At 51.8% G+C, this 11,435-nt stretch carries 10 protein-coding genes and 1 tRNA gene; 9 read left to right on the top strand and 2 right to left on the bottom strand.

Going from position 1 to position 11,435, the window contains the following annotated elements:
* Nucleotides 1-142: 142 nt before the first annotated feature.
* Complete coding sequence (locus tag EYQ01_04070; protein HIE64981.1) at nt 143-907, bottom strand: hypothetical protein; 765 nt, start codon at nt 905-907, stop codon at nt 143-145.
* A gap of 136 nt (nt 908-1,043) precedes the next feature.
* Here EYQ01_04070 and bioB point away from each other — a divergent pair, with 136 nt between their 5' ends.
* The 8 genes from bioB to EYQ01_04030 all read left to right on the top strand — a co-directional run bounded on the left by bioB (nt 1,044) and on the right by EYQ01_04030 (nt 8,243).
* Nucleotides 1,044-2,111 carry a biotin synthase BioB gene (gene bioB, locus EYQ01_04065; protein ID HIE64980.1) on the top strand — a complete coding sequence of 356 codons (1,068 nt, stop codon included), beginning with the start codon at nt 1,044-1,046 and terminating at the stop codon, nt 2,109-2,111.
* A gap of 62 nt (nt 2,112-2,173) precedes the next feature.
* Nucleotides 2,174-3,847: a dihydroxy-acid dehydratase gene (gene ilvD / locus EYQ01_04060; GenBank protein ID HIE64979.1), complete on the top strand. Its 1,674-nt coding sequence runs from the start codon at nt 2,174-2,176 to the stop codon at nt 3,845-3,847.
* Nucleotides 3,848-4,037: 190 nt separating this feature from the next.
* Nucleotides 4,038-4,970 (top strand): kelch-like protein, encoded by a 933-nt coding sequence (locus EYQ01_04055; protein HIE64978.1) that lies wholly within the window; start codon nt 4,038-4,040, stop codon nt 4,968-4,970.
* Nucleotides 4,971-5,183: 213 nt separating this feature from the next.
* Complete coding sequence (ald, locus tag EYQ01_04050; protein HIE64977.1) at nt 5,184-6,278, top strand: alanine dehydrogenase; 1,095 nt, start codon at nt 5,184-5,186, stop codon at nt 6,276-6,278.
* 10 nt (nt 6,279-6,288) lie between these two features.
* Nucleotides 6,289-6,365: transfer RNA gene (locus tag EYQ01_04045), tRNA-Pro, on the top strand.
* Nucleotides 6,366-6,391: 26 nt separating this feature from the next.
* Nucleotides 6,392-6,694, top strand: coding sequence for an acylphosphatase (locus tag EYQ01_04040; protein HIE64976.1), 303 nt, complete (start codon nt 6,392-6,394; stop codon nt 6,692-6,694).
* 35 nt (nt 6,695-6,729) lie between these two features.
* Complete coding sequence (locus tag EYQ01_04035) at nt 6,730-7,728, top strand: sigma-70 family RNA polymerase sigma factor (GenBank protein HIE64975.1); 999 nt, start codon at nt 6,730-6,732, stop codon at nt 7,726-7,728.
* A complete protein-coding gene (locus EYQ01_04030) occupies nt 7,728-8,243 on the top strand; it encodes an adenine phosphoribosyltransferase (GenBank protein ID HIE64974.1) in 516 nt (171 codons plus the stop codon). The genes EYQ01_04035 and EYQ01_04030 overlap by 1 nt, the downstream gene beginning before the upstream one ends.
* 40 nt (nt 8,244-8,283) lie before the next feature.
* Here EYQ01_04030 and xerD read toward each other — a convergent pair whose 3' ends face one another.
* Nucleotides 8,284-9,198 (bottom strand): site-specific tyrosine recombinase XerD, encoded by a 915-nt coding sequence (gene xerD / locus EYQ01_04025; protein ID HIE64973.1) that lies wholly within the window; start codon nt 9,196-9,198, stop codon nt 8,284-8,286.
* A gap of 239 nt (nt 9,199-9,437) precedes the next feature.
* On the opposite strand from xerD, the gene EYQ01_04020 reads away from it, so the two are divergent.
* Nucleotides 9,438-11,432 carry a tetratricopeptide repeat protein gene (locus EYQ01_04020; GenBank protein ID HIE64972.1) on the top strand — a complete coding sequence of 665 codons (1,995 nt, stop codon included), beginning with the start codon at nt 9,438-9,440 and terminating at the stop codon, nt 11,430-11,432.
* The last annotated feature ends 3 nt before the right edge of the window (nt 11,433-11,435 follow it).

Here is an 11,435-nt window from a genome sequence, read left to right as displayed (position 1 = left end):
CGTTCAGCCTGAAATCCATTGGCATCTCACTGAATTGCCCGAGGACTGCTTTTGCAGCGTCGCGAAGATTATTCACGTTTACGATGAGAATCCAGTGAGGCGAAAAACAGAGGTCGAGAATCTGTTCCTCCAATGGCGGGAATCAATGGAGCGGATGCTCCTCGCGCCATGTGGGATGTTGAAGCTTCCATGTATCGATGTGTTTCATGTTGTGGTCTAGCAAAATTCTGCGGGGGGCATAGTAACACCACGTCCATGGAAGCTCATCGGCAATGTCATCTGGAGCGCTCGCCTGTCTTATGCTCTTAATATTCTGAGAGTTGGGCCTCAGACAGAAAATCTTGGCAGTAGTAACGATCACCGGGATAACCCCTTCGGGATAGTACCCACAAAAGTGATACAGCCGCTCCAGACAGAATGGCACAAACCCAGAGGCGAGTTGATCAAGCGCAGCTTGGGCCATGTTTTCCTCTCGGTTGCCATCATGTGACACTGTGACTCCCCAAGTTGTTTTCGGAGCGAGTGTCAGCAATGACTCCTGGTCTGGCTTTTCCAGAGGACAGTATGGCGCAAAATGTATGACGTTCTTGTCTGCCTGCAGATTTTCTCCTGTTGACATGGCACCGTACTGGGCTTGGTGGTCCACCGTGGTGCATGGAAGGAAGAACCAGAAGCGCTGCTCATCGTGATACTTGCACTCGATTACGAAGGTCAGATCGGCTTCTCCCTCGGAAGGCGCATGCGCTATCAAATCCAGCTCAAACCATTTCAAATCGCCCGAGCGATTTACGCGCTGGTATTCATACTTCGGCTCGCACTCCCATCCCAGAGACTTAAGTGTGACCAATGTCAGGTGCTCTAATGGTAGGCCGCTCTTTAGAAAACTTTCTCCCCATTTTTTACCCATTGGTATTCCCTTTCCTTCGGAAAACAGTCTCCGATCAATTCAATACCCAAATTTTGAATATTATCCAATCGTACTGAAGATTACAATACTATCGCTAATATTTCGATAAAGAGGGGCTGGTCACGATAAATTTCTTATGTTAAAATCCCTTTTGCATTTAAAACACTTGAGGAAAGACGAAATGCGGGACTTTATTCGGCGGATGGAAGAGAAGGCGATCGCGGGGGAGCGTTTGTCTTATGAGGAGGGCTGTCGGCTGATTCAGGCGGAGGGGCCGGATATTATGGACCTCATCTCTTCCGCAAATCGGGTCCGGCTGCATTATCGGGGAGATCAAATCCATCTCTGTTCCATCGTTAATGCCAAGTCGGGGGACTGTTCTGAAGACTGCGGTTTCTGTTCGCAGTCGGCCTATCATGGGACGGCCATTCCGGCCTATGGCCTCCTGGATTCAGAGGAGATTGTTAAGGCGGCTAAGGAGGCGGCTGACAACAATGCGGAGGCCTTCGGCGTCGTCGTGGCCTGGTGGGGCTTGCGTGAGGGGCCTGATCTGGAGGCGATTCTGGAGCGCATCCGCGCCCTCACGGCCGCTGGACACACCCGGAACGATGCCTCTCTGGGGATTATTGCCGAAGAGGGGATTGCCCATAAACTGAAAGAGGCCGGGCTGGCTTGTTACAACCATAATCTGGAGACGGCCCGTTCCTTTTTCCCAAAGATTTGCACGACCCACTCCTATGAAGAACGAATTCGGACCATTGAATATTGCAAGGCCGCCGGGATGGAGATCTGTTCCGGGGGGATCTTCGGGATGGGGGAGAGCCTGGATCAGCGCATTGAACTGGCCGTCGATCTTCAGGACTTGGATGTCGATGTGGTGCCGCTGAACTTCCTGAACGCGATTCCGGACACCCCTTTTGAGGACATCCCGCCCCTTCGCCCGATGGAAATCCTGACAATTATTGCCGTGTATCGCCTGATGCTCCCCGCAAAAGACATCATGACCGCCGGAGGCCGCGAAATTCACCTTCGGGATCTGCAATCGTGGATGTTCACCGCTGGCGCGAGCCATACGCTCATTGGAAATTACCTGACAACCACGGGGCGGCAATCGAAAGACGATCTGAAAATGATCGAAGATCTTGACCTGCGTCATGCCTCCGGCTGCCATGACCCGCTTCCGATGGTAAAAGCAAAGGGATAAAACCTGTAGGGGTGGACCTGTGTATTCGCCTTTTTTTTGATTGGTTATTAAGGAGTAATGCAATGGAACGTGATCTAAGAGAAAACAGCCGCATCATCATGGCAGGCGTCGATCGCGCCCCGGCACGGGCGATGATGAAGGGGATCGGTTTTAGCGACGATGATTTGAGAAAGCCCATCATTGGTGTTGCAAATACCTGGATCGAGACGATGCCCTGCAACTACCATCTCAGACGTCTCTCGGCCAAAGTAAAAGAGGGTATCCGCGCGGCAGGCGGAACCCCGATGGAGTATAATACCATTGCAGTCTCTGATGGCGTGACGATGGGAACAGAGGGGATGAAGGCCTCCCTGGTCAGCCGTGAAGTGATTGCCGATTCCATTGAACTGGTTGCGAGGGGGCACCTCTTTGACGGGGTCGTTGCCCTGTCCGGATGTGATAAGACGATTCCGGGAACGGTCATGGCCCTTGCCCGTCTGAACCTTCCTTCGTTGATGCTCTACGGCGGCTCGATTGCACCAGGATCTTTTCAGGGACATGATGTGACGATACAGGATGTCTTTGAGGCGGTGGGTTCGGTGGCGAAGGGGAAGATGAGCGAAGCCGATCTGACTGATCTGGAAAATAAAGCCTGCCCCGGCGCGGGGGCCTGTGGCGGGCAGTTCACGGCCAATACGATGGCCACGGCGATCGAGATACTTGGAATGTCTTTCATGGGGAGCGGCAGCGTTCCGGCTGAAGATCCCGAAAAGGACCAGGTTGCCTTCGAGGCGGGGAAGTTGGTGATGGTCGCACTGCGAAACAATATCCGACCGAGCGATGTCATTACCAGGAACTCCCTGGAAAACGCCATCGCGTCCGTGGCGATGACAGGTGGGTCGACCAATGCCGTCCTCCACTTTCTCGCAATCGCCAGAGAGATGGAGATCCCCCTGGTGATTGATGACTTTGACCGGATCAGCCGAAAAACCCCTCTGTTGGCCGATTTGAAACCGGGTGGGCGCTATGTCGCGGCTGATATGCATCATGCTGGTGGAATCCGACTGATTGCGAAACGCCTCCTGGAGGCTGCCGTTCTCCATCCGGATGAGATGACCGTGACGGGAAAGACCATTGGCGAAGAGGCGAAGACAGCCGAGGAGACTGCCGGACAGGATGTGGTGCGACCGCTCTCCAACCCGATTAAGGAAACCGGCGGGCTGGTAATTTTAAAAGGGAATCTGGCTCCGGAGGGCTGCGTGATCAAGGTTGCGGGCCATGAGCGGATGGAACATACGGGACCGGCGCGTCTCTTTGATTGTGAAGAGGCGGCTTTTGCCGCGGTCCAATCCAATGTGATCAAGACGGGCGACGTGGTGGTCATTCGCTACGAAGGTCCGAAAGGGGGGCCAGGTATGCGGGAGATGCTCGGCGTAACCGCCGCCATCGTCGGTGCGGGTCTGGGAGATTCGGTTGCCCTCTTGACCGATGGCCGTTTTTCGGGGGCAACGCGTGGACTGATGGCCGGTCACGTAGCCCCGGAGGCCCAGGTGGGTGGACCCATTGCCGCCCTGCGGGATGGCGATACCATCACTTTTGATATCAATGCCCGGAAGTTGGAGGTCGTATTAACAGATGCGGAACTGAAGGAGAGGTTAAAGGGATGGAAGGCCCCGCCGGCGCGCTATAAATCGGGTGTTATGGCGAAGTATGCGAGGCACGTACTCTCAGCCTCCGAAGGGGCCATCACCCGGTAAGGGTTCCAGAGCGCTGATCTAAGGCTCCATGGTTGCGTTGCTGTGGTGCTCGAATCCTCATGTACCCTTGGGTACATTGCGGTTCTTCGCTCCTCGTGCCTTGCCCTGAAGCTTTATCTAAGCACTCTGAAACCCTTACCCTCCGTTTGAGCGTTTCGGTAACCATAAAACCTTATTAAGGATCATTAGGATGTGGCATGCTTGTTCTCCTTTAAATTCTCCGCGATCTCATCCGGCTGTTGCGGCTTATGGGGGGAAGATTTATTCCTTTGGGGGTGGAGGGCCTGGTTTTAAGAGCCTGGACTTTTCTGAGGTTTATGATCCGGGAGAAGACCAGTGGTCTTCGCTTTGTCCGATGCCGACGATGCGCTCCGGCGCATTGGCCGTTGCGTCGGGGGACGCGATTATTGTGATGGGAGGGGGCTTCCGGAAGCCTGACGGCAGGTTCCGGTTTCTGAAAACGGTTGAAACCTATTTCCCGAAGGAAGACCGCTGGGAGACCGGGCCGGACCTGCTTGCGCCGCATGACTATCCTGCCTGCGCCCTTGTTGATGGACAAGTCTATATCATCGGCGGCCACCATCCCGATGCCACAGAAGGCGGACCGCAGACCGATCCCGCTTTTGGCTTTACGGAACGCTGGGACTTCAAGTCGGATGAATGGGAAGAGATGCCGGCTTTGCCGACCCCCCGTTTTGCGGCTTCTGCCGTGTCTGTCCGGGACCAGCTCTGGGTCATGGGCGGTGTTGCCGCCACACCTCAGGGTTTCCACGAATATGACAGGATCGAAATCTTCGATCCGAAAAAGAAAGAATGGCAGCGTGCCGACGAGACGCTTCTCTGGCCTTCTGCGGGTCAAGGCGTCTCTTGTGTGGACGGCAAACTTTACACTATGGGCGGATTCAGAGAAGAAGTTGGAATCGGCACCCACGGGGCCGTCTACGATTTTGCCCGAAAGAACTGGACCGAACTTTCCCCCATGCCGGAGGCGCGCGCCGCCATGGGCGTGGCCATCATCGACCAAGCGATCTACCTTGTCGGCGGCTGGCGTCCCGACCGATCCGTGATGGAATCCGTGGTGAAGTACGAGAAACCTAACCAAGGTTCCGAGAACAGATTTTAAGAAGCCCTCTATTAGGATGTTGTAAAACTTGTAACCTGTCATTCCCGATTATTTTATCTGAAATCCAGCATGTTTAAGATCAAGTTCTTATGGATTCTCATCTACGGGAGATGACGACTTACGGCACAAACACATACTTTTTTAACAGCCTGCTATGTCCTCCCATTCCGTTGACTTTTATCATGAAAATCTGTTACCCTCCGTTCAATTATTATGAAGATTGGTGTGCCGAAAGAGATCAAGGATCAGGAGTTCCGGGTCAGTCTCACTCCTGCGGGGGTCGGCATACTGACGCGGCAGCGGCATCAGGTCTTTGTGGAATCCGGAGCCGGTGTGGGAAGTGGTTTTCCCGATGCCGCCTACCGTAAGGCGAAGGCGCGGATTCTCAAGTCCAAAAAATCGCTCTTTGAGCAGTCTGAATTGATCGTCAAGGTGAAGGAGCCTCTCCCGGAAGAGGGAGACTTTTTTCATCCGGGCCAAATACTGTTCACTTATCTCCATTTGGCAGCAAACAAAGCCCTGATGGAGGTCTTAATCACGGGAAAGGTCACCGCCATTGCTTACGAAACAATTGAACTGGCGGATGGCTCAAGACCGCTTCTGAGACCGATGAGTGAAATTGCGGGCCGAATGGCGGTCTTGGCCGGTGCGCATTATCTCCAGAAGACAAAGGGCGGCATGGGGCTTCTGCTGACCAGCATTGCTGGAGTCTCCAAGGGAAAGGTGTGCGTCATTGGCGGCGGCGTGGTGGGTCGAAGCGCGGCCCAGGTTGCCCTCGCCCTGGGCGCGGAGGTGACGGTCATTGATGAAAGTTCTTCTTGTCGCTCCCGCCTGGATGATTTTTTCAGAGGCCGGGTGGTGACCCTACCGTCGTATCCGGATGAAATCGCGGATCAGGTTAAAAAGAGTTGTCTGGTGATCGGTGCGGTATCGAGAGTGGGAGACAAGGCCCCTCATCTGGTTACACGCCGGATGATTTCGAAGATGGAAAAGGGCGCGGTCGTGGTCGATGTCGCCATCGATCAGGGGGGGTGTTTTGAGACATCGCGTCCAACCTCGCATTCTGATCCGATCTATACCGTAAAAGATGTGGTGCACTACTGTGTTACAAATATTCCGGGTGCCGTGCCGAGAACGGCAACCTTCGCCCTGGCGAATGAGACATTTCCATATGTACAAAAACTCGCGCTTTTGGGTTTAAAGCGGGCAACAGAAACAGATATTCCATTTTCTCTGGGTGTGAATACGCATCAAGGGGAAATCGTTCATCCCGGTGTGGCAAAGGCCTTCGGATTACGGACAGTTTAATCACTTTTGTCGGGGCGTAGCGCAGCCCGGTAGCGCACACCGTTCGGGACGGTGGGGTCGGAGGTTCAAATCCTCTCGCCCCGACCATTATTTCTGTCAGTAAAGGCTTGAACATTCTGGAGTCACAAAAGAAGGAAAGTAGAAAGAAATCCGCTCACATCTTTGTCAGCGGAGTCGTCCAGGGGGTAGGATTTCGAAATTTCACGCAGGATCAGGCGCTTTCCAGAAGCCTGCATGGTTTTACACGGAATCTTTCCGATGGGCGGGTTGAGATCGAAGTCGAGGGAGAAGGTATGAAGATTGAGGATCTGATCCTCAATCTGAGGAAGGGGCCACCTCGATCAAGCGTTGAGGGGGTGGATGTCTCCTGGGGGGATCCGTCTTCCCGGTTCAGTGATTTTTCAATCACTTTTTAACGAAGTTATATACCTTACTGTAATGTTAGGGCGAGATGGGAAGAAGACGAAAAAAAATTGATGACGATTGGGTAAAGGAAGATAAGGAAGGTAGCGAGCAGGACGCAACCGAAACCACGGCGAAAGACCTTGAAGTCCCACTGCCGGGAATGGGGCCTGAGCCCGTGGCCGAAGCGGAGGAGGAAGAAGAAGATCCTTATGAACCTCCGCCGGATGCCGTAAAAGTCTATCTGAGAAATATCCGCCGTTCAAACCTTCTGAACTCTGAGGAAGAGGTGATGCTTGCCAAGAAGATCGCGGAAGGGGATGAGTCCGCGAGGCAGCGCATGATCGAATCAAATCTTCGCCTGGTTGTCAGCATCGGAAAGCGATATATGAACCGTGGCCTTCCCTTCTCGGATGTGATTGAAGAAGGAAATATCGGTCTGATCAAGGCAGTCGAAAAATATGATCACACCAAGGGATTTCGATTTTCAACCTATGCTTCCTGGTGGATCAGGCAGGCTATTGAACGGGCCATTATCAATCAGGGAAAATTGATTCGTCTTCCGGTGCATGTTGTTGAACGTGTGAATCAATACCTGGGGCATCTTGAAGACTTTGTTCAGGAATTGGGACGAGAACCGGCACATGCTGAGATTTCTCGGAAGATGAATATCACAGAAGGCGACATCGCCCATATTCAACAGCTTCTCAAGAAGACCTACTCTCTGGACAGTCCGATTTCCGTGAATCAGGAGACCTCGCTGAGAGATATTATTGAAGATACCAAACAGGTTTCCCCCATGAGCCGGGCCGAAGGGGTTCGCCGGAGAGAAAACATTCTGGAATGCATGGAAACGCTCAATGACAACGAACGCCGGGTGATTATCATGCGGTTTGGACTGGAAGGGGATGAAACCTATACCCTGCAACAAATCGGGAAGGACTTCGGGCTGACCCGTGAGCGTGTTCGCCAGATCGAATCGGCCGCCCTTCGGAAGTTGCGCGGTATCCTAGCCGAAAAGACCATCACCTCTGAAGAAATACTTTAGTGGATTTAAAATCTAAAATACGTGAAGTGCCTAATTTCCCTAAGGAAGGGATCCTTTTTTATGATATTACGACCCTCTTAAAAGACCCGCTTGCCTTTCGTGATGTGATTACCCGGCTTGCCGCGCCGTTTCTCGATAAGCAGGTTGATAAGATCGTTTCAATAGAAGCACGCGGTTTTATCTTTGGTGCGCCATTGTCCGAGCGGCTCAACGCCGGATTTATCCCTGTACGCAAACCCGGAAAGCTCCCGGCGGATAAGATCGATGAGGCCTATCAACTCGAGTATGGCTCCGACCGCTTGTGTATTCATGAAGATGCTATTTCAGCAGGGGAGAGGGTCTTGATTGTAGATGACCTCCTGGCGACCGGGGGAACCGTTGCCGCGACAGCTAGGCTTGTGAAACGCCTGGACGGGGAGATTGTTGGCGCGGTTTTTGTAATCGAACTGGTCGGACTGAAGGGGCGGGAGCGCCTGAAAGATGTTCCTGTGACCGCGTTACTCCAGTATGATTAGTGCTTTCTCATTCCACGTTCGCGGAATGAGAAACCTCGGTTTATCCCCTTGGATGACTTTCCTGATGGACTTTCTTTAATCTCTCTTTAGCGACATGCGTATAAATTTGCGTGGTTGAAATATCCGCGTGACCCAGCATCATTTGAATCGACCGGAGGTCGGCACCTCCCTCCAGCAGGTGGCTTGCGAAGGAATGTCGGAGCATGTGGGGGCTGATCGGTTTTTGAATGCCGGCCTTAAGCGCGATGGCGGCGAGTTGCTTCCAAAAGGTCTGACGGCTCATCCCTTTTCCGGAACGGTTGAGGAAAAGTATCTTCGAGGCCCTTCCTTTCAGGAGTTTGGGGCGGACAACAAAGAGATAGGTTTCGAGTTTTCTCAGAGCGCATTGTCCAATGGGAACAATGCGTTCCTTCGATCCTTTTCCTCGTGCCAGTAAGTAGCCCGATTCCATATTGACGCTATCCACAGGAAGTTGCAGAAGCTCTGAGACGCGCAATCCGGTTGCGTAGAGTAACTCAATCATGGTGTCATTTCGCATCGCGTAAGGAGCATCCCCTTTTGGAATGTTCAGGAGGGATTCCACCTCTGAGAAATGGAGGGTTTTTGGGAGACGGAAGCTTTTTCTCGGGGTCCGGATTTGCGCCGTCGGGTCATGAAAGAGAAGTTCCTCCCGGATGAGAAACTTGAAAAATGTTCTCAGCGTCGAGATAATTCGCGTGACGGATGCGGGCGAGAGCGACTGTGCCCTCAACTCGGAGAGGAAGGCCATAAGCTCTTTCCGGTTGATCCTTGTGATATCGATCGGTGCCTTTCTGTCGGGTGAAGCGGGATGATACTGCTTTATGAGAAAAGAGGAAAACTTGCGAAGATCCCGATGGTATGCTGTCAGGGTATTGGAAGAAAGTCCCTTTTCGATGCTGAGGTGGTTTAAGAAATGGTCGATCAATGATTCCATCGGGTAATTTTATCTGAACAGGGCATTCTTGACAAGGAGAATCATTTCTTTTAGTATTCACATACTGCGTATACCTTTAAATACTGTAACGATTTTAGTGATTTCTGTCCGAAAAGAGCCTGGCCCGCCCAAGGGGATAAGATAAGATCTCCGTTCTCCGCTCATACTTTGATTGACGTTCTACCCATAGACATTGGAGATTTTGTTTGAGAAGATGTTTATCCCTTATTTTATTCTTCATGGTGCTAGTACTTTTTTTCCCTGCGGGCGGGTCGGCGCTCCAATTGGTTCAAAATTTATCCCTTCCCTCTCCCTTGTTTGAAATTCTGACGGTTCAAAATCGCACGGGTGTCGTTTTATCTGAAGAGCAGCATCTTTTTGACCAGGCAGGATCATATTTCGATCAAGGTAACAACGAAGAAGCCCATTCATCTTTGGAGGAATTTTTATTTAAATATCCAAATAGCACTCTTTTACCGGATGTCTATCTCTTACTGAGCTCTATCTATTCCAGGACGGAAGAACTAAAAAGATCTATTGAAGTTCTCAAAACCTTCCTGGACCAGTTTTCGAATGAGTCAAGAGCTGGACAGGTCCGTCTGATGTTGAGCGATATTTATTTTGATATGGAGGCATTCAAGGAGGTCTTTTCATTCTGGAATGATATTCCGGGGGAAGAAGGCTCAAAATCACTGGTCTATGAAAAACTGGCCAGGGCGTATCTAGAACGCGAGGATTATCTCAGCGCGCTCCTCGTTCTCATGGAGAAGACAGTCCTTGTTCGTGACCCCCTCGCCAATGATGTTGTCCGGGGAGAGGTGAAAGCGATTGTTCAGAATAAACTGGATGAAGACGCACTTTATCATATAATAAATAAATTTAAACCGAAGTTCCCGGCAGATGTGGGAATGATCCGCCTCATTGCGCTATATGGGGGGAGGGGGGATTACTATCGTGGCGGGAGAGAGATTAAACGATTTGTCTCGTTGTTTCCGACGCACCCGTTTGCACCCCGTGCCCGGGATCTTCTTGATGACTTGAAGGATAAGATTAAATTAAATCGTTTTTTAATTGGCGTCATTCTTCCCCTTTCCGGAAAGCTGGCTCCGTTTGGAAAGACCGCCTTGAACGGAACAGAGTTGGCGCTCCATTTCTTTCAGGAGGAATTGCCGGGGGCCTCGGTCGGCTTGGTTGTGAAAGACTTGAATGAGCGGATCCCTCCTGATGGATCGAGAGGTATTCGTGATCCCTTTCAGGCGGTCATCGAAGACTGGTTGGAGGAGTATCGACCGATTGCCGTGATCGGTCCACTCCTCAGTAGAGAGGTCAGTCGTGTCGCGCCGATCGTCGAGAGGGCAGGCGTGGCCCTGATTACCCCGGCGGCAACCGCACGCCGAATGACCTCCTTGGGGAAGTATGTTTTTAGAAATGCGGTGACCAACCGTTTTCTTTGCCGCGCGATCGCCGAGTATGCCGTTGTTCATATGTCGTTGCGATATTTCGGTGTCTTTTTTCCGGACGAGCGAACGGGGGAGCAATGGGTGAGCTGTTTTTCAAAGGCTGTGACTGAACTCGGCGGAGAGGTGGTCCACGCTGAATCGTACCCGATGAACAACTCGGATTTCTCACGAGCCATCCTGCGTCTGAAAAAAGCAGATTTGTCCAGGCATGGTGTTATTGAGGTTGTAGAAGAGCTTGTAGAAACAAAAGAGGGAGAACTGGAGGAGGGGGAAGTACCGGAAACGCGGGAAGAGACCCTGTACATACCGGGGCTAGATGCCATCTTTCTTCCGGGGGATGCCCGAATTACAGGACTGATTGTCCCTCAGCTTATTTTTCATGGTTTTGAGGGGGTGACCCTTTTGGGGGAGAGAGGATGGAACTCTCCTGAATTTTTGAAACTTGTGGGTCCCTACGCGGGAGGGGGTGTTTTTGTTGACGGTTTCTTTAAGGACAGTCCGGACCCCTTGACCCAGAGATTTGTTCATGAATATCAGAAAAAATATCACCAGAATCCGGATGTGTTTGCCGCTCAGGCCTTCGACGCAGTGCGCATTATTCTTACTGCGCTTCAGGAGGGGGCTTTAAGCCCTGAAGAGATTAGAGAAAGTATTTCCACGATGACCAACTTTCCCGCTGTTTCAGGGTATATTTACGAGGTCCGGGAGGGGGATATGATTAAGAAGCCATTCTTTATTGAGATCAAGAATAAGCGGTTTTTACAGGTGAATTAAATT

This window comes from Candidatus Manganitrophaceae bacterium, assembly GCA_012960925.1.
Taxonomy (GTDB): Bacteria; Nitrospirota; Nitrospiria; order SBBL01; family JAADHI01; genus DUAG01.
This window is presented reverse-complemented; position numbering and strand designations above follow the sequence as displayed.